The organism is Anabaena sp. UHCC 0399, from assembly GCF_034931465.1.
Lineage (GTDB): Bacteria > Cyanobacteriota > Cyanobacteriia > Cyanobacteriales > Nostocaceae > Trichormus > Trichormus minutissimus.
Window position 1 is genome coordinate 30,835 of sequence record NZ_JAYGGZ010000053.1, and the last position, 19,811, is coordinate 50,645.

18 protein-coding genes are annotated in these 19,811 nt (G+C 41.7%); 10 read left to right on the top strand and 8 right to left on the bottom strand.

Annotation, left to right across the window (positions count from 1 at the left end):
• Window positions 1–182: 182 nt before the first annotated feature.
• A complete protein-coding gene (locus tag VB693_RS23480; protein WP_190705777.1) occupies window positions 183–1,001 on the bottom strand; it encodes an acyl-CoA desaturase in 819 nt (272 codons plus the stop codon).
• An 86-nt stretch (window positions 1,002–1,087) separates the two neighbouring features.
• Here VB693_RS23480 and VB693_RS23485 point away from each other — a divergent pair, with 86 nt between their 5' ends.
• Window positions 1,088–2,317 (top strand): methionine gamma-lyase family protein, encoded by a 1,230-nt coding sequence (locus VB693_RS23485; RefSeq protein WP_323268363.1) that lies wholly within the window; start codon window positions 1,088–1,090, stop codon window positions 2,315–2,317.
• Between the two features lie 78 nt (window positions 2,318–2,395).
• Complete coding sequence (locus VB693_RS23490) at window positions 2,396–2,773, top strand: GxxExxY protein (protein ID WP_323268364.1); 378 nt, start codon at window positions 2,396–2,398, stop codon at window positions 2,771–2,773.
• 31 nt (window positions 2,774–2,804) lie between these two features.
• Here VB693_RS23490 and VB693_RS23495 read toward each other — a convergent pair whose 3' ends face one another.
• Window positions 2,805–4,004, bottom strand: a complete 1,200-nt coding sequence (locus VB693_RS23495) for a Coenzyme F420 hydrogenase/dehydrogenase, beta subunit C-terminal domain (protein ID WP_323268365.1) — start codon at window positions 4,002–4,004, stop codon at window positions 2,805–2,807.
• Window positions 4,005–4,879: 875 nt separating this feature from the next.
• Here VB693_RS23495 and VB693_RS23500 point away from each other — a divergent pair.
• From VB693_RS23500 to VB693_RS23510, 3 genes are all read left to right on the top strand, one after another.
• A complete protein-coding gene (locus tag VB693_RS23500; protein ID WP_323268366.1) occupies window positions 4,880–6,325 on the top strand; it encodes a glycoside hydrolase 100 family protein in 1,446 nt (481 codons plus the stop codon).
• Window positions 6,326–6,898: 573 nt separating this feature from the next.
• Window positions 6,899–8,248 (top strand): 16S rRNA (cytosine(967)-C(5))-methyltransferase, encoded by a 1,350-nt coding sequence (locus VB693_RS23505; RefSeq protein ID WP_323268367.1) that lies wholly within the window; start codon window positions 6,899–6,901, stop codon window positions 8,246–8,248.
• 57 nt (window positions 8,249–8,305) lie between these two features.
• Entirely contained in the window at window positions 8,306–8,728 is a 423-nt protein-coding gene (locus VB693_RS23510; RefSeq protein ID WP_190705791.1) for a TerB family tellurite resistance protein, read from the top strand.
• A 60-nt stretch (window positions 8,729–8,788) separates the two neighbouring features.
• Here the strand turns inward: VB693_RS23510 and psb35 are convergent, their stop codons facing one another.
• A complete protein-coding gene (gene psb35, locus VB693_RS23515) occupies window positions 8,789–9,016 on the bottom strand; it encodes a photosystem II assembly protein Psb35 (protein ID WP_323268368.1) in 228 nt (75 codons plus the stop codon).
• 741 nt (window positions 9,017–9,757) lie between these two features.
• Here psb35 and VB693_RS23520 point away from each other — a divergent pair.
• On the top strand, window positions 9,758–11,860 hold the full coding sequence (locus VB693_RS23520; protein ID WP_323268369.1) for a TonB-dependent receptor: 2,103 nt from the start codon (window positions 9,758–9,760) through the stop codon (window positions 11,858–11,860).
• Window positions 11,861–12,139: 279 nt separating this feature from the next.
• Window positions 12,140–13,069 (top strand): calcium-binding protein, encoded by a 930-nt coding sequence (locus tag VB693_RS23525; RefSeq protein ID WP_323268370.1) that lies wholly within the window; start codon window positions 12,140–12,142, stop codon window positions 13,067–13,069.
• A 60-nt stretch (window positions 13,070–13,129) separates the two neighbouring features.
• Here the strand turns inward: VB693_RS23525 and namA are convergent, their stop codons facing one another.
• From namA to VB693_RS23540, 3 genes are all read right to left on the bottom strand, one after another.
• Window positions 13,130–14,194 (bottom strand): NADPH dehydrogenase NamA, encoded by a 1,065-nt coding sequence (gene namA, locus VB693_RS23530; RefSeq protein ID WP_323268371.1) that lies wholly within the window; start codon window positions 14,192–14,194, stop codon window positions 13,130–13,132.
• 76 nt (window positions 14,195–14,270) lie between these two features.
• A complete protein-coding gene (locus VB693_RS23535; RefSeq protein WP_323268372.1) occupies window positions 14,271–14,468 on the bottom strand; it encodes a hypothetical protein in 198 nt (65 codons plus the stop codon).
• Between the two features lie 244 nt (window positions 14,469–14,712).
• Window positions 14,713–14,997 (bottom strand): DUF2808 domain-containing protein, encoded by a 285-nt coding sequence (locus tag VB693_RS23540; protein ID WP_323268377.1) that lies wholly within the window; start codon window positions 14,995–14,997, stop codon window positions 14,713–14,715.
• Window positions 14,998–15,609: 612 nt separating this feature from the next.
• Here VB693_RS23540 and VB693_RS23545 point away from each other — a divergent pair.
• Entirely contained in the window at window positions 15,610–17,874 is a 2,265-nt protein-coding gene (locus tag VB693_RS23545; protein WP_323268373.1) for a cation:proton antiporter, read from the top strand.
• 73 nt (window positions 17,875–17,947) lie between these two features.
• Here VB693_RS23545 and VB693_RS23550 read toward each other — a convergent pair whose 3' ends face one another.
• Window positions 17,948–18,169: an Hfq-related RNA-binding protein gene (locus tag VB693_RS23550; RefSeq protein ID WP_190705833.1), complete on the bottom strand. Its 222-nt coding sequence runs from the start codon at window positions 18,167–18,169 to the stop codon at window positions 17,948–17,950.
• Between the two features lie 122 nt (window positions 18,170–18,291).
• On the opposite strand from VB693_RS23550, the gene dapF reads away from it, so the two are divergent.
• Both dapF and VB693_RS23560 read left to right on the top strand, forming a co-directional pair.
• Window positions 18,292–19,131, top strand: coding sequence for a diaminopimelate epimerase (dapF, locus tag VB693_RS23555; protein WP_323268374.1), 840 nt, complete (start codon window positions 18,292–18,294; stop codon window positions 19,129–19,131).
• 260 nt (window positions 19,132–19,391) lie between these two features.
• Window positions 19,392–19,583: a hypothetical protein gene (locus tag VB693_RS23560; protein WP_323268375.1), complete on the top strand. Its 192-nt coding sequence runs from the start codon at window positions 19,392–19,394 to the stop codon at window positions 19,581–19,583.
• A gap of 44 nt (window positions 19,584–19,627) precedes the next feature.
• On the opposite strand, the gene VB693_RS23565 is transcribed toward VB693_RS23560, so the two are convergent.
• A partial coding sequence (locus VB693_RS23565) for a tetratricopeptide repeat protein (RefSeq protein WP_323268376.1) occupies window positions 19,628–19,811 on the bottom strand: 184 nt, incomplete at its 5' end.

Consider the following 19,811-nt stretch of genomic DNA (forward strand, 5'->3'; position numbering starts at 1 on the left):
ATCTTAGTAACTTGCCGCAAAGTTTCTTTACATTGGTCGTTATGGATTATAGCAATCTAAGTTACACAAACACAGATGTAATTAGATTTTGCATACTATTTCCGAATCGACTAGAATATTTGCCAAAAAAAATCTTTAGTCATTAGTTGTTGGTGAAAAACTAATGACTAATCATAAATTACTTATTGTTTTTTGTCTGCAACTTTTACGTTAGTAGCTAGACCAAGCACTTGCAAAAATTGAACTGTCATCCAAGTTAAGTCAATTTCCCACCATTCCAAACCGTGACGAGCCGAATATTGGAAAGCGTGGTGGTTATTGTGCCAACCTTCGCCAAATACTAGGACAGCTACCCACCAGCAATTGGTAGAGTTATCACCAGCGTCATGGCTGCGATAGCCAAATTTATGGGTAGCACTATTCACCAACCAGGTGCAGTGATAAACCCAAACAATGCGAGCGAAAACTCCCCAGACTACGAAAGACCAGCCGCCCAAATAGAGGAGCAATAAACCCAGAGCAATCTGCACAAAAATAAAATATTTCTGTAAAAACTGATAAACTGGGTCTTCGGCAATATCTTTGGTAAACCGAGGAACATCAGCGTGAGAAGGAGAATGATAAATCAGCCAACCCATATGACTCCACCAAAAACCTTTATTGGAATCATGTGGATCGGGTTCGGTATCGGAATGTAAATGATGAATGCGGTGTGTACCGATCCACTCAATTGGCCCTCCTTGACAAGCGAGAGTTCCGCAAAATACCAAGAAATACTCTAGCCATTTGGGAGTCTGGAAGCTGCGGTGGGTGACAAGGCGGTGAAAGCCTAGGGTAATGCCCAAGCCACCTGTTACCCAGTAAAGGAATAAACCTACACCAACTGCTGCCCAGCTAAAGTTACCAGGAACAAAGGCAAACAACGCGCCGATGTGTAGACCAAGAAAAAACAGGGTGTTAACCCAATTGATTTGAGGTTTTGTTGAAGTAGCAATTGTCATGCAGTAACCTGTATTGAAATTGTTCAGCCTAATCTGCGCGAACCCAAAATCCGCATATTTATAGTTTTTTTGTTAACGAGGAAGTAATGAACAGCTTGGAACAGCTGCGGCAAGCAGAACAGGCACTGTTAGAGATTTTTTCTGGAATTGACGCTCAGGTCAAGCATAATCTAAAAAGAGTGCTGGATGCCTTTCGTAATCACCGTGTAGGAGCGCACCATTTTGCAGGTGTAAGTGGCTATGGCCACGATGATTTGGGACGAGAAACTTTAGACAAAGTTTTTGCGGAAGTAATGGGTGCTGAGGCTGCGGCTGTGCGAGTGCAGTTTGTTTCGGGGACTCACGCGATCGCTTGCGCCCTATTTGGTGTACTCCGTCCTGGGGATGAAATGCTAGCAGTGGTCGGTTCTCCCTACGATACGCTCGAAGAAGTCATTGGTTTACGGGGTCAAGGCCAAGGCTCTCTTATTGAGTTTGGCATAAAATATCGCCAATTGGAGTTAACTTCCCAAGGAACTATAGACTGGGAAGCTTTAAGCACTAACATTACTGATAACACGCGTTTAGTGTTAATTCAGCGTTCTTGTGGTTATTCTTGGCGACCAAGCTTATTAATTAGCGATATAGAGAAAATAGTACATCTAGTTAAACAACAAAATCCTCACACAGTTTGCTTTGTCGATAACTGTTATGGGGAATTTATCGACATCCAAGAACCCACCCACGTCGGGGCTGATTTAATGGCGGGGTCATTAATTAAAAATCCCGGTGGTACTATCGTCACGGCTGGCGGTTATGTAGCTGGTCGGGCTGATTTAGTAGAAGCATCTGCCTGTCGGCTGACTGCCCCTGGGATTGGTAGTTATGGGGGGGCGACCTTTGACCAAAATCGGCTGTTGTTCCAGGGGTTATTTTTATCGCCGCAGATGGTAGGGGAGGCGATGAAAGGGACTTATCTCACTGGTTATGTATTTGACAAGCTCGGTTATCCAGTCCATCCCGCACCCCTTGCGCCCCGTGGGGATGTGATTCAGGCGATTAAATTGGGTTCGGCGAAAAAGCTGATTGCCTTCTGTAAGGCGATACAACAGAATTCTCCTATTGGTTCTTATCTAGACCCTATTCCTGATGCTATGCCGGGGTATGAGAGCCAGGTAGTGATGGCTGGGGGGACGTTTATTGAGGGGAGTACGTTGGAGTTTTCGGCGGATGGGCCTTTGCGTGAGCCTTATGTAGTGTATTGCCAAGGGGGGACTCATTGGACTCATGTGGCGATCGCTCTTGAGGCGGCGATTGAGGCTGTGGGGAAGGTTTAGGATTGTTACACAGGCTACATGAGTTATGATTGTCTCACGCAGAGGCGCAAAGACGCAGAAAGTGAGGTGCAGAGAGGAATGATTGAGAATGAGATTTCGGGTATGGTAGTGGATGCTGCTTATAAGGTTCACACGACTTTGGGGCCTGGTTTGCTGGAGTCGGTTTATGAGTCGGTTATGGATTTTGAGTTGCGGAGACGGAAGTTAACGGTTAATAGACAGGTAGTGATTCCAGTGTTTTATGAAGGTGTGCGTTTGGATGAAGGCTTTCGTGCTGATTTAATAGTCGCAGATCAGGTGATTGTCGAATTAAAATCAGTAGAAGCCGTTCATCCAGTACACAAAAAGCAATTACTAACCTATCTACGCCTTGCTGATAAACGAGTTGGATTACTCATCAACTTCAACGTTACACTCATCAAAGACGGGATCTCCCGCGTAGTGAATAACCTCTAAAAACTCTCTGCGCCTCTGCGCCTCTGCGTGATCAATCCGGTAACTTATACTGCCCAACGATCCGCTTGGCAAACTCCGGCACATGATGTTCCAACTTCTCAGGATAATTCCGCTTCACAAACAAATAATTCCGTGTAAAGTGCGAATCCATCGAGAACCGGGCATACTCCAAACCTTTGGGGCCGATTTTATCAATCACCACACCCATCAGTTTTGCTACCCACATCGGTAACGTTACACCCTTGTCATAAGCAGGAATCCCCTGCTGTACAGCCTCTTTTCGATTCCCCTCCGACATCACAGGCTGAGTGTCTAACTGGTCTTGCACTAAGTCCAGCATTTCTTTCCCTGTATCATTTCTCACTAAAATCCACTGCCAGCCGAAGGGTGCGCCCATATAACCCACAACTAAATCCGCTAGGGAGTTGACGTAATCAAAGCAACTCATGCAGGAGGGAGCAAAGATATCTTTGAGTTGGTTAGTCTTTAAGCCAAAGAAGGGGACTTTCTCAATTGAGCCATCTTCATGCTTAAAGTGGATGCGGAAGTCTTGCATGAATTCGTAATGTACTACTGTCTCAGGCGATCGGCTGGTAGTTTCTAAGAATTTTTGCAGTCCGGCGCGGGTAACGTTATCTACGCAAGGTGTACCTAGGACATACAGCTTTTCTAGTCCTAATTTTTTTTCTACAGCACGTAACGCTTGAATTTGGCAACCAACCCCAATTACTAATAATCGTTTCATCCCTGATTGTTCTACCTGTTCCAATATGGAAAGGTTGGGGGAAAGCGTAGGTTTATTTACCCGCGCCGCTAGGATTTCTTCTGGTGTGCGGGCAATTACGGGCATGGGTTGAAAGCGGTCTTCTTTGGTGTTCTGGACACAGACAACGCCTTCCACTAAGCCGCGATTCAGCATTTCGATAGCTATGCTGCTAACTATCCCCGTCCATTGTGCGCCTTCGATGGGCTGCTGTTTCCGCGCTGCCATCATGTCTTGATGCACACCAAAGTAAAGTTCATCGGGGTTATCGAGATTCCGAGAACGGGTGTGTGTTTGTGCTTCTAGGGTGTCTATCTGTTGGGTGATAAACGCACAGGCTTCCTTGACATAGTGGATATAGTATGTGTCGCACAGTCCGCACTCGCTGCATAGTTCTTTCGCAGGGCGACGACTGGTAGGTTTTAGGGCTTTAGCTTTTCTATGCTGGTTAGATTCAACAGAAGTCATATAAATGTTTGTTTTATCAAGGCATCGCTTTTATTACAATACCTTCAGACGTTATGAACTGGACGGTGGAGATTGAAAAAGCAATGCTAGGAAGACTTTGATATCTGAAATCATTAATTTTCCCGGTGTGCTGACTTATGGAGAGAGTAGAGAATAATTTATAAATCAGAGTTAAAGTTTGAGCTTGGTGTGTGCTAGCAGATAAGCTGAAATATGGTGATGTTACAGACGCGATCGCAAACAACTCTCTCCTGTTCTATAACCCCATGATTGCTTGATGGTTGATGATTTATTTGTGATATCAGTCCAGTAATCACACTAGTTTATATTTCTGTAGTGTAAGATATATAATCCTTTAAAGGTATTGACAAACTTCAACTTTGTAATTATTCGTATTGCAAATTTTTAAAAAAAGTTATAAATTATTAATTTGTAGGGGAAAAATAATCTTGATCACTAGATCCTAATTAAGTAAAGATAACTAGAAGTCATTGAGACTTCACTTCATCTAAACCTTAAACAGTTTGAGAGATATGTTTTTGTTTGGTAAAGGCAAGCTCTGCTCACACAAAAGAGCTATGGATAAGCTAAAAATATATCTTATCTGACTGTCTTTATTAATCTTTTTATTACTTGGGTATGAAATCACAGCTAGCTGTAGATTACCACAAGAATAACTGATTATAAAGTGAATTAATTGTTCATTACGCATTATACAAAATAGTAACAGCTTGAGATAATCAGTTTGGGCTGTTGATGTTGGAGAATTTTTGCCCTAGCAAAAATTCTCTCTGTTATGCTGAACAAGAGTACAAATTATCGCGAAGAAAGCGCATCTACCAAAAATTTATACCCACAATGGAGTTAGTCTGGCGATGCAGAAAATCAACGAATTACTAACAGATGAAAATATAGAAGCATCTGCTTGGGAAGCACTAGAAAAATCAATTTTATATTATAAAGGTCGCCCTGTGGGGACAGTAGCAGCCTATGATGTTTCTGTAGAGGCTTTGAATTACGACCAATGTTTTATTCGGGATTTTGTTTCGTCAGCTTTGCTTTTTCTGATCAAAGGTAGAACAGAGATTGTCCGCAACTTTTTAGAAGAAACTTTAAAGTTACAACCTAAAGAAAGACAGTTAGATGCGTATAAGCCGGGTAGGGGTTTGATACCAGCGAGTTTTAAAGTAGTATTAGATCATGGTGAAGAGTATTTAGAAGCAGATTTTGGTGAACACGCGATCGCTAGAGTCACACCAGTAGATTCTTGTTTATGGTGGATCATTTTATTGCACTCTTATGTAGTAGCAACAAAAGATTTTTCTTTAGCCTATAAACCTGAATTCCAAACAGGTATTAGGTTAATCATGGAAATCTGTCTGGCTAATCGCTTTGATATGTATCCCACGCTGTTAGTTCCCGATGGTGCTTGCATGATTGACCGCCGCATGGGTATCTATGGACACCCTCTAGAACTGCAAGTCCTATTTTATTCGGCGTTGCGTGCGGCACGGGAGATGCTAATTTGTAAAGGTAATCAAGATGTTGTAGAAGCAATTGATAATCGTTTACCGCTTTTGTGCGCCCATATTCGTGAGCATTATTGGATTGATCTGAATCGTCTCAATGCTATTTATCGCTTCAAAAGTGAAGAATACGGTAAAACAGCAGTCAATCTTTTTAACATCTATGTAGACTCTATTCCCTATTATGAATTAGATAAATGGCTACCAAAAAAAGGTGGTTATTTAGCAGGTAATGTTGGTCCATCACAGTTAGATACTCGGTTCTTTGCACTGGGTAACTTGATGGCAATTATTTCAGACTTGGCGACAGAAGAACAAGCTCAAGCAATTATGAATCTTGTGGAAGAAAGATGGGAAGATTTAGTGGGAGATATGCCCATGAAAATCTGCTATCCAGCTTTAGAAAATGAAGAGTACAGAACTGTTACAGGATGCGACCCTAAGAATATACCTTGGTCATATCATAATGCAGGTAGTTGGCCTGTTTTGATGTGGATGTTAACAGCAGCATCTATAAAAACTAATAAACCTTATTTGGCAACTAAGGCGATTGAAATTGCCCAAACACGACTGTTTGAAGATGAATGGCCAGAATATTATGATGGCAAAAAAGGACGATTGATTGGGAAGCAATCTAGAAAATATCAAACCTGGACGATTGCTGGTTTCTTATTAGCAAAAGAATTAATTAAAGACCCCTCTTATTTATCGTTAGTCAGTTTTGATAAATTGCCATCAGAATTAGTTTCGCGCGCCTGTGAATTTGAAATCAGTAGCGTAGAACCATATCGATAATAGTAATAGTGTATTTTGGTCTATTAGACTAAATCATTCCTGAAAGCCAATAACCCCGTTTTCTTTAAGAAACTGGGGTTTTGTATTCTTATTTATAAATCAGCAAAAAAAAGAATAATTCAGTATTTACGGCAGATGTGAACGAAAACCTAATTTTTGCTTAGTGGTAATTCATGTAGCCGTAGACTACTAATTTTGTGATATTTTGCGTAAGTCCTATGATTAACAAGCTCCTAAATTTATAGCGTTTCTTGGTCGAGTGAGATAGCACTCCGCCCTCAAACCCCTCCGCCGAAGTTCTGTTTGGAGGGTGGTTTCATACGAAAAAAGGAAAATATATAAGTCTTGATTTCTTGTTTTGTGGTGTGGCTTTTACCCCTCTCCAAACCTCTCCCCCACTGGGGGAGAGGCTTTGAAACCCAAGTTTAGTTTTTCTCTGCTTGTATGAAACCACCCTACTCCGCCGAAGTTCTGTTCGGCGGAAACCGCCGCGAAGAGAGGACTATGATTTACCTCATATAATTAGGAAACGCTATATAGGGATTGTTAATTTTGAATTCGGAGTGCAGCGATGTGACAAATCCCCGTCAAATAGCTTTTTTAACCCTACGAGATGTTCATAAAGGGGCTTACGCTGATGTTGCATTAGATAGGGTGCTACGAAAAGTTAACCTATCTGATATTGACCGCCGTTTGGTGACAGAATTAGTATATGGCAGCGTTAGAAGACAACGTACTCTTGACTCTCTAATTGACCAACTCGCCAAAAAGAAATCTCATCAACAGCCGAGCGAACTCCGCAGTATTTTACACTTAGGCTTTTATCAACTGCGTTATCAAGAACGTATCCCTGTATCTGCGGCTGTCAATACTACAGTCCAACTGGCTAAAGATAATGGTCTGGCTGGACTTACAGGTTTTGTGAACGGTTTGTTACGTCAGTACGTTCGTTTAGCAGAAAAATTACCAGACCCTTTAGAGTTACCAGAAAATCCAGTAGAACGGTTAGGAATTTTACACAGTTTTCCTGATTGGATCATCCAAGTTTGGTTAGAACAATTGGGTGTAGAGGAGACGGAAAAACTCTGTGAGTGGATGAATCAAACACCCACCATTGACTTAAGAATTAATCCTCTGCGGACTTCGATTGAGGAAGTAGAAACAGCGTTAACATCGGTGGGGATTTTAGCTAGACGAATACCTCATTTACCCCAAGCTTTACGATTGATTGGGAATAGTGGAGCGATTCAAAATCTCCCTGGATTTAATGAAGGTTGGTGGGTTGTCCAGGATGCTAGCGCACAGTTGGTGAGCCATATACTTGACCCCCAATCTGGGGAAGTGATAATTGATGCTTGTGCTGCGCCAGGGGGGAAGACAACCCACATGGCTGAGTTAATGCAGGATGAGGGAAAAATCTTTGCTTGCGATCGCACTGCCTCCCGGTTGCGTAAACTTAAAGACAATGCCCAACGCCTGGGTTTACACTCAATTGAAATTTACACTGGCGACAGCCGAAATTCACCACAGTTTGATCATACCGCCGACCGAGTTTTATTAGATGCGCCTTGTTCTGGTTTAGGTACTCTCCACCGTCATGCTGATGCGCGTTGGCGACAAACACCCGCCTCTGTGGTAGAACTTTCGACACTGCAAAAGGAACTAACATCACAAACATCAAAATTTGTCAAACCCGGTGGGGTGCTAGTTTACGCTACTTGTACCCTACACCCAGCCGAAAATGAAGGTGTGATTACAGAATTTTTAAGAGAGCATTCCGATTGGCAAATTGAACCTTTGAGCGTTGATTCGCCTTATTCTACCTATGGCACACCCCAAGGTTGGTTAAAACTTTGGCCTCATCGTCAGGACATGGATGGGTTTTTCATGGTGCGCTTAAGAAAAACCAATGATTCGGGGTGAATACGATCAAGGATTGTACGATTTGATGAAAGCCTGAATCTCCCAGAGGAGGCAGCAATGATAACTGATGCCAATGTCAAAAATTTAGTTAAAATTCTGATTGGAGCTGCATGGATCGACGGCAGAATTCAACCAGAAGAACGGCAATATCTACGTGAAATAGCTCAGGCCAAAGGTTTGGCTACAGATCCAGAGATTAAACCGTGGCTGTATGAATTAGTTCCGGTACAACCCAATGAATGTTACGCATGGGTAAAAGAATACTTAGGCGATCGCCCCAGCAGTGAAGACTGCGAAAATCTGATTGAGGCCATCAGTGGTTTAATTTACAGTGATGGTGAGGTAGCGATCGAAGAAGCAAGACTCTTGACAAAATTGCAAGAGTTAACCCAAATGAATGAATCCAATCAGTCAGCGCATACTGCACTGCTCAAAAAAATTCAAAAGCTTTACCGTCGTTGGGTTGAAGTTCAGAACTAACTATAGTCAAAAGTCTTTAGCTTAGACTTGATTGACTAATGACTAATGACTAATGACTAATTATGACTTCGGTTCACCCAGACCCGGAGTTTCTTCTTTTTCGATTTTAGGCACAAAATCAGGACGCTCCTTGCTTTCCCAACCAGCAGGACGTTTAGAATTGTACCAAGCAATAGAACCAATGCTGACAGCAGCAATAAAGCCTACTACATACACTAATGTAAAAGCTAGAGGAAAATGAGAGCCACTTGTGGCGACAGAATCTACTGTTTGCATCAATAATGGCATATATATGCTCCTAAGTTACGCAACACTTCTTAATACAGTATAGAAACAGAGTATCATTTACATCTACTATCAGTGGGAAATATCTGATATTACATGAGAGAGATCAGATATTTCCCAAGTATGAGATCAGTCGTGGTTGTATCTAATACCAGTTTTCAGAATATTTGCAACATATTAATCATCTGTAGGGATGCAAAACCTTGCATCCTTGATAGTATATTTTTTGACTAAGTGTGTTTTTTGCCCTTAGAGATTTCCTTAAAAAGCACTTATTACAACAAGTTATTTTTTCCTTTTTATTCAAAATTAGTGATAAAAATTCTATTTTTTAGTCATAGAAAAAATACTGTTTACAGACTTAAAATAACGTCTGTTTAAAGGATTGAAAACCACCTCTCCAAAGCTCTCCCCTGTAATTTAAGAGTCTTCAAAATATTTATTGTCTGTTGAAAAGCAAATAAATTTAAGCCCCTTTCCCCGTCCGAGAGGGATTGCAGAGAGGTTCATCGAACTCACATTAAAAGACAGCTTGCATCATAACAAAAACAGCAACTTATCATAAATTGTCAAGATATTTATATATGACACGCTGTCAAACTTAAAAAATAAGTGAGCCTAGCAAATAAGACAGGCTGTCAAAGTAAAATAATCCAATAAAAGTGCTTGACAGATATTCGTATTTATCGATAGTGTTTTGTTTAGTTAATAAATACAATAATCATTTTAATTTTGGAGAACTCAATGAGGCAAAAGTTATGGATGCTGCCATTAAGTTTATTAGGTGCATTCGTTGGTTCACCATCATTAGCATCAGAGATTGCGGTTGAAGAATCAGATATTAATCAAAAATATCAAAATTTTAATCCAGATATTTTGCAAGTGAGTGAAGTAATCCAACACTCTACCGATGCAATATTATTGATGCAGCCATCGGAGTTACAAGTAGTTAAATCTGAGAAATTAGCACAAGCTGAAGTCCCGTTAGAAGATGATGCAGATATCAGTTTAGAAGCCATAGGCGAACAAGATTCACTACCTCAATCTACACCAACTTACATTATTGAAAAAGAGGAAATTCAAAAACAAGGAGCAACAAGCGTTGCTGATGTTTTAAAAAGAATGCCGGGGTTTGCTATTAATGATGTTGGACACGGTGCAGACATTCACACAGGTACATATTATCGCGGACATTCAATTAACCAGTCTGTCTTTTTAATTAATGGTAGACCGATTAATAATGATGTGAACACCTATCATGGTGCTACGGATTTAAATAGTATTCCTGTAGAAGCGATTGAGAGAATAGAAGTATCTAGCGGTGCATCCACAGCTTTGTATGGTTCTTCGGCTTTTGGCGGAGTAATTAATATTATTACTAAACAAGGGAGCAGCACGCCAAAGTTTAACGCTACAGTAGAATTTGGTTCGTTGAATTTAAATAATCAGCAAACTAGTTTTAGTAGTGGCGGTAAAAACTTTAGATATAATTTGAGCTTTGAACGATTTTTTATTGATAATCGTTATAAAGTACCTCAAGGTGCAGCTAACCGTGATGCTAGCGGTAATTTATTCAATGCAGATACAGCGACTAGTACCTATTTTGGCAACTTTGCTGTTGATTTGAACCCCAAAAATACCTTGAGTTTTGATGTGAAAAAACTCAGTAGTCGTCGGGGTTTGATTTATTTTGGCTTCCCTTTGCAAAGAGATAGGTTAGACCATGATGGATTAAATATTGGTTTATCTTGGCGATCGCAACTTGCGAAAGACTCTAACCTTACCACTACACTAGGTTATAACCAAGACTACTTTAATACTTACGGCCCTACGGTTTTTCAAGGCAACACATTTTACCGCACTGGTACATTAGACACACAAAACTTAACAGCCAGAGTAGACCATGAATGGCGACTCACCAACAATAATCGTCTACGTTGGGGTTTAGATTTAAAAAATACCAATTTAGATGGGATTACTAACAGTACCAGCCCCAATCGAATCGCTTTGAATGAGGAAGAAAATCGCAGTGTATTGAATACAGCATTGTTTGCGGTTAATACTTGGGATTTGAGCGACACTTTTCAGGTAGATTTAGGTTTAAGACAAAGCTTTGATTCTCAATTTGGCAATTATCTCAATCCCAGTGTGGGTTTGCGTTATGCGATGTCTCCAAATCTGGCTGTGCGAGGAAGCTGGGCTGGCGGACAACGTAACCCAGGATTAGACCAGTTATATCTTTATGATACGGTGCATGGTTGGTTGTCTAATCCTGATTTAAAACCAGAAACGGGTTCATCATGGACTGCGGGGCTAGATGTTAAATTTTCGCAGGATTTAACAGGACAATTTACCTACTTTGGTAGTAGTTTAGATAATCGTCTGGGAATTATTCAAGGGCAATGGCAAAATATTGGGCTAGTTGACACCAATGGCTTAGAAGCTGCATTGCGTTGGCGATTTACTAGGAATTGGTCAACGTTTGTTAACTACACTTACACCGATGCTCAAATTAAAACAGGAACAGAGCGAGGTTTGCAATTAGGTTTGATTCCTTACTCTAATTTGCAAGCTGGAATTGGCTATCAACAAAATGGATGGCAAGCCAATCTATACGCTACATATAATAGTGGTGCTAGAAGGGCTTTGTTTAATAATCCTAATGATAAAAATACAGACTTTGCGCCATCTTACGTAAATTTTGACTTGAGTGGGCGCATCCCTTTAAGTAAAGGTTTGGGGCTGACGTTTTATTTAGAAAATTTACTTGGCGAACAATACGAACGAGTGAACAGAATTTATAGTCCTGGGTTTACTTTCCGGGTTGGTTTAAGTTCAAGTATTTAATACCAAGACAGGGGGATGACTCCTTGGCTTAGGCTTAGGCTTCTATCTATGCACAGATGTCCTGACGCGCATTTCTCACAAGCAGTAGATACAAGGTTGGGTTAAGCGCAGCACAACCCAACATGGATTTTGAAAGCTTAAACTATATCTCTGTGTTGGGTTTCCTTACGTCAATCCGGGTTGAGTAGCTGCATAATTCTCTCAAGTCAAACATATCTCTAGTTAGAGGTTCATCCGAGCCTGTTGACAGAAAATTTTTGACAACGAGGAGAAATCAATATGGCATTTATTTATGGTAATTCTGGAAAAAACAATCTCTACGGTACTTATGCTGCTGATTCTATATTTGGCTATGGGGATAATGACATAATTTATGGTTACGATGGTGATGACAATTTATACGGCGGAAGTGGTGATGACATTCTGAATGGTGGAATCGGTAGAGACAGAATGGTTGGCGGAACTGGTGATGATAAATACTATGTGAATTCTATTTATGATACGGTCGTAGAATATAGCGGAGAAGGAACTGATAGGATTTACACCTCAGTAAATCTCACCACTTTACCTGCAAATGTAGAAAATTTAACTCTACAAGGATCTGTCCGTATTGGTTGGGGAAACGAGCTAGATAATAGAATTGACGGAAATAACAGCGACAACTCCCTAGCCGGTTGGGGAGGAAGTGATGTTCTTGATGGTCGGGGTGGGAAAGACTTCCTTTTTGGTGGGGATGGAAATGATTACCTCTTTGGTGGGGATGGTGATGATTCTCTCTATGGTGGAAATGATCACGATTTCCTTTTTGGCGAAAGTGGTAATGATTTACTTGATGGTGGGACTGGTAACGATTTTCTGAAAGGTTATCTAGATAATGATCTAGGTTATAGCTATGGTGAACGAGATACCCTAACTGGTGGTGCTGGTGCTGATACCTTTGCTCTCGGTTATAATAATTCTTCTTTTGGTGTAGTTGAAATTGCTTACTACGCTGATGGTAATGCAGGATATGCAATAATTACCGACTTTAGTTGGTCGGACGGTGATAAAATCCGTTTTGGTGGAAGTATTGGTAACTATACTTTAGACCGCACTAGAAATTATCATGGCAGTTCAGCTTTAGATACGGCTATTTATTATCAAGGTGATTTGATAGCTGTTTTATCTGATACGACTAATTTTTCTTTGGCTTTCGACAGTATCTTTTAATTTGTAGTAATTCTTTGGGAGAGACGATGAATTGTGTCTCTACAAGTAGGTAGAAAACTATCACCAGGCTCGATCATATTGAACCGGCCAATGTTTCTCATATCCTAGTTCTTTAGCAGCTAAGTGAGGCCAGTAGGGATTGCGGAGTAATTCCCGCCCTAAAAGTACCATGTCGGCTACGCCATCGCGAATAATTTGGTCTGCTTGTTCGGGGGAAGTGATTAAGCCAACTGCACCTGTGGCGATATTAGTTTCTTGACGGATGCGTTGAGCAAATTGGGTTTGATATCCGGGTTTTACTGGAATGTTGATACCGGGTATGATTGCCCCTGAAGAACAATCGATGAGGTCTACACCAAGAGATTTAAGTTCTTTACTTAAGGTAATACTTTGTTCAATGTCCCAACCTTTATCTACCCAATCTGTCGCCGAAATGCGGACAAACAGAGGGTATGTTTGCGGCCATATCTCTCGGACGGCTGTAACGACTTCTCGCAGTAGGCGGGTACGGTTTTCAAAGCTACCACCGTAATTATCTTGGCGTTGGTTGACTAAAGGTGAAAGAAACTGATGTAATAAGTAGCCGTGGGCTGCATGGATTTCTATGACTTTAAAACCAGCTTGTAGAGAACGTTGGGTAGCTTGGACAAAGGCTTGAGTAACTTGCTGGATTCCTTCTAAACTGAGGGCTTCGGGGACTGGACTATCTTTACTAAAAGCGATCGCACTACTCGAAACTAATGGCCGCCAACCTTCTTGGGATTCATCTAACACTTTTCCCCCGCGACTGGGTTTAGCTGTGCTGGCTTTTCTCCCTGCGTGGGCTAATTGAATACCAGCTACAGCCCCAAAGTTATGGATCAATCCCGCAATCTTAGCTAAATATTCTATGTGATCATCTGACCAAATTCCCAAGTCTTGGGGACTAATCCGGCCGCGAGGTTCTACAGCCGCCGCTTCTGTAATAATTAAACCTGCACCACCTACTGCACGAGATGCTAAATGAACCAAATGCCAGTCGTTAGCAAATCCATTGGTGCTGGAATATTGACACATGGGCGACATAGCAATGCGGTTGCGGAAGGTGACTTCACGAAGCTTGAGTGGTTCAAATAGGTGTGCCATTGATACTAATTTCTTCTCTGGTTCGGTGAAAAATTAGGAATGGAATTGGTGTTACACCACAGGCGATCGGATTTAATTAGTGATTAGTTTTTGTCCCCTGTTTCCCTATTTCTTGTACTGGAAGCACGGTAGTCTTGCTGTGAGATTCCCAAATATCATGGTTTCCTTGTTCTCTATTGATTAGTAAGTGTAGATTTTCTGGCAATTGAGTATTTTGACCAATTGAATATATTTCTGCTGACAACATCTCCCTTTCAATTTGTCCAAAAAACATACATACAATCTCCCTTACTAAACGATGCTTAATTTTTTCTGAAGATTTTGCTAGAAATTACAACACTTTTTTAATATTCAATTAATATATAATTGAGTTAAATAATGTTATTTAAACAGCATTACAATCTAAACATAAAAACCAAAATTTTGATGATTTATCCTTTATATTACAACCTTATTCTAGGTTTGATAGCATTAAGAAGAATCACAATTTTCAACATTTATTCATAAAGCAATACAGTTTAGTTGAGAAAACCGTAAATTCGCTTGAGTGATAGCGTAGGCGTAAGAGCCAAAACTTTAACCAAAAAATAAAGGACAAGAATTATACTCTTGTCCTTGATGATCAAAATAGCAAATGGTGTGTCGAATACAGTAAAATGCGCCTGATGATATAAAAATTGCGTGGTCGTGCTGGCATAAAATGAGCAACGACCAATACCGATGAATTCATCGGCAGTTTGCTCTCCAGAAGGAAAAGCTGTCACATCAAATAAATATACCCCATGATAGTCATAATTGCGAATATTCCACTTAGATTAATGTCATTTTTGGTTCTTAGGACTTACGCAACCAGCATATTTTTTCTGTAGGGGAGGCAAAAAGCGGTGTGGATTTTCCTCCCGCTTTATTGCCGTTGCGTGACACAGCGAGAATATTTGAACATAGTCATGAGACTTATAGCGTCACGCACCAACCACCAATTGTGACACTTGTGTAAGTCCTGGTTGTTTATGATTAGCGATCGCATTCGTGACCAATTAAGCAAGTTGCATCTGTAGTAAATGCTTATGTTGTGTGAACAAAAGATTAAGCAAAACTTATCAATTACGTTGTACACACAGCAAACTAGATCAACGGTGTGTCAAAGCGTAGCAACGCACCCTACTTATTGACTCTCTTAAAGTTGGGATTTTGAATTTAACAAAATGTAGGGGTTTAAATCCCCAGCTTCTATCAAGCCGCAAGTGTTGTGGCTCTTTCTAAATCCCCGTTACAACACGTAATTGCGAATTGCGTTAGCGGAGCGGGACGTTAGTCCATTGCGAATTGCGAATTGGTTTAAGTTACCCTCCCCTCAGATAGATAAAAATTTGTATTCTAAAGTTAATAGGTCTTAATAGTTCTTAGAGAAACTGGTGCAAGAAGATTTTAGATTAATTGTTGATTTAGTATCTGTTTTGGCCGTTGCGGCCTGTGGCGGATTATTAGCATCTATGCTAAGACAACCTGTGCTGCTGGGGTATCTCATCGGCGGGATGGTTGTGGGGCCTGCTGGGTTGGGGCTGATTAAAGAAGTTGTGCAAGTAGAAACGCTGGCGCAGTTTGGGGTCGCCTTCCTATTATTTGCCTTGGGTGTAGAGTTTTCCTTTGCGGAACTCAAAAAAGTGAAAGCGATCGCCCTTGGTGGTGGTGGGCTACAAATCGCTTTGACAATTCTGGTTACGGTGTTGGTGTGTGGAGTCACGGGAGCATGGGGAACTTTACCCGCTAAGGGTGTATTCCTAGGTTCAATTCTCTCCTTATCTTCTACGGCTGTTGTGCTTAAATGCTTAATGGAGCGCAACGAAACCGAAACACCCCACGGTCAGGTAATGCTGGGGATTTTGGTAGTCCAGGACTTAGCCCTAGGGTTGATGCTGGCGGTGTTACCTGCACTGAATGAACCGGGGGAAGTCCTTGGTATTGCTGTCATCACAGCCTTGGTGCGGATTGGTTTATTTGCGGCTGGGGCGGTGGTGGCGGGAATTTGGCTCATTCCACCGTTGCTGAGACTGTTAGCCCGTACCGAAAGCCGAGAACTATTTTTATTAGGGGTAGTGGCGTTGTGTTTGGGAATTGCCCTGCTGACAGAATATTTAGGACTCTCCATTGAGATGGGGGCGTTTGTCGCTGGGTTAATGATTTCTGAAGTGGAGTACGCCGACCAAACCCTAACCTATGTAGAACCACTGCGAGATATTTTTGCGAGTTTGTTCTTCGCCGCCATTGGGATGTTAATCGATCCGGTGTTTTTGTGGAACAACTTAGAATTAATTTTAGGGTTAGTAGCCTTAGTGTTTGTCGGGAAGTTCTTGATTATCACCCCCTTAGTTAAACTGTTCCGCTACCCGTTAAAAACAGCCTTAATTGTGGGGTTGGGACTGGCGCAAATTGGAGAATTTTCCTTTGTGTTAGCCAGTGAAGGACAAGCATTGGGGTTGGTGTCTCGGCCGATATATTCACTCATTTTAGGAACTACCGCCGTTACACTGATGCTCACTCCCTTTGTGCTGCGGTTAGTGCCATTCTTATTTAACTTAATGGAATCAATGCCTTGGCTAAAACCTTATTTAGATGAAAGTCAAGCCAAAGATGTCTCAGAAGAACTACCTTTTAAAGACCATATAGTAGTGTGTGGCTATGGGCGAGTGGGGAGGAATTTAGTCAAGCTGTTACAGCAACATCACCTACCTGTAGTGGTCATTGACCAATCTGAAAGCAGAATTCAGCAGTTACGAGAAGCGAAAATACCTTACGTCTACGGTAATTGTGTGAGTTTACACGTTTTAGAAACGGCTGGGGTAAATCATGCCAAAGGAATGGCGATCGCACTTCCTGACCCCATGAGTATCCGTCTGTCCTTGAAACGGGCTTTGGAATTGTGTCCCGAATTAGATTTAGTTGTCCGGGCTACCCAAGATAAAAATATTGAGTTGCTGTATCAATTGGGGGCGAGGGAAGTAGTTCAGCCAGAATTTGAAGCTAGTATCGAAATGGCAACTTATCTATTAACAGGTTTAGGCTTGACCCCTGGTGTATTACAGCAAGAAATGCAGCAAATCCGCAGCGATCATTATTTAGATTTTCGTCCAGAAAGAACTGCCGATGAAGTTTCCCGCCATTTAAAACAAATAACTCAAGATTTAAATCGGCGTTGGTATGCTCTCCCATCAGATTCACCCCTAATAGGTATGAGTTTGGAAGAAGCAGATGTGCGCTACTTAACGGGTGTGAGTTTAGTGGCAATTCGTCGCGCCAACGGTGAAGAAATTGATTATCCCAATCAACAAACCAAATTAGAGACAGGCGATCGCCTGTTAGTTGTGGGAGCATCAGAAGAACTAGCAGCTTTATCTGAATTAGCGCAAGGTAAGGTAGCTGTTCCTGGAGAAAACAGTGCCTGTCAATGGATTCAAGTCGATGATCATGCCCCAATTTTAGGTAAAACCATCGCAGAGTTAACTTTACATTCCGAATCTGGAGTGCAAATCCAAGCCATACGACGGGATGGCAAATTTATCCGTTCTCCTGATAGCAGTATGGATTTACGAACTAGCGACCAAGTGCTGCTGTGCGGTAGTTTGAACAGTTTAAATCAAATCCAACAACTATTTATTTACGCTACAGGTGTAGGGGTGTAGAGGTGTAGGGGTGTAGAGGTTTTGAATAACTTTCTCTGTCACCTGTCACCTATCACCTGTCCCCTGTTTCCTATCACCTGTCACCTGATTTCAGGTAGGCGATCGCTAATTTCCAAATAGTAATTTGCTGACCATTTTCATCCATAATGCAAATACAGTTGGGGTCTTGCCATAAGATTCTACCCGTGAGTAAATCGCCTGTAACCAGCTTAAATTCAACTGTTCCGGTTTGTTTAATCAGGGTTTGGACTTGGCGAATGCTAGGCAGTGAAGTGTCAAAATCAGTGATAGTCATTTTTGGTAATGATGGAATAATTGAGGGACTGGGGATTAGGGACTAGGGACTGGGGAAGAGTTTTCCCAATACCCAGTACCCAATCCCCAATACTTAATCATTGATAATTCATCATCAGGAAAATGGCAATCGAATTTACTAAGTATCACGGTTTAGGCAACGACTTTATTCTGATTGATAATCGCGCGTCAAGCTCGCCGGTGCTGACTCCTGAGCAAGCTATTAAATTATGCGATCGCCATTTTGGTATCGGTGCTGATGGTGTGATTTTTGCCCTACCGGGGAAAACCGGCACTGATTACACTATGCGGATTTTTAACTCCGATGGCTCAGAACCGGAAATGTGTGGTAACGGGATTCGCTGTTTAGCAGGGTTTCTGGCAGACTTAGAAGGCATATCCCGCAATCAAGACACCTATCGCATTCAAACCTTAGCTGGTGTGATTACACCCCAACTCATGCCCGATGGTGAAGTCAGGGTAGATATGGGTGTACCACGATTACTAGCGAGTGAAATACCTACTACCTTGGGTGCGGCTGAAGCTAAAGTCATTAACCAACCCCTAGAAGTAGAGGGGCAAACTTGGGATGTCACCTGTGTGAGTATGGGTAATCCTCACTGCATTACCTTTGTGGAAGATGTGGCTACGATTCCCTTGGAAACCATCGGCCCTAAATTTGAACATCACCCAGCTTTTCCCCAACGCACCAATACTGAATTTATCGAAGTTGTCAGTCGTGATTACTTAAAAATGCGCGTCTGGGAAAGGGGTGCAGGAATTACCCTGGCTTGTGGGACTGGGGCGTGTGCTTCCTTGGTGGCTGGTGTCTTGACCGAAAAGTGCGATCGCGTCGCTATTGTAGAATTACCTGGTGGTTCTCTGCAAATTGAATGGTCAGAACTAGACCAACGGATTTACATGACAGGCCCGGCTGAGAGGGTGTTTACTGGCAAAGTTTAACTCTTATTGGGGGACTCAGACCTGACTTTTCACGTTATGTGGTTTTATCCCCCTAAATCCCCCTTAAAAAGGGGGACTTTGATTCTTGTTCCCCCCTTAAAAAGGGGGGTTAGGGGGGATCAAAACGATGTGGGACAAGGTGATCAGACTTGTGTGTACACCGTAGCCTTGTAGGAGAGAGGTTAGAGTGTATTGCATACAAACGAGAAGTTCTATATTCAAAACCCCATCATTCAACCTCAGAAATAGAAGATTCTCCTTTGCAGCAAGAACATTCTCACTGGAAACAGGAAGGTTCTCGTTTGAAACAGAAACATTCTCGTTTAGAACAAGAACGTTCTCACTGGAAACAAGAATACTTTAGTTGCAAACAGGAACATTCTCGTTTGCAACACGAAAGTTCGGGTTCTGAACATGAAACTTTGTGTTCAAAGCACGAAACTTGGAGATAAAAGCTAGAGTGATGAGGTTGGGAAGGTAAATTTTCGTTTTCTCATTAGAGAGAATCGCGTAAATTTGCTAAATTCTCACGCACTCTCACAGTATTAGGATGATTTGATCCTAAACTTCGCTCAAAAATATTCAAAGCTTGGGAATACAGAAATTCGGCTCGCTGGTAGAGTCCTTGGGAATCGTAGAGTAATGCCAAGTAGATAAGGCTGGTGGCGACATGGGGATGG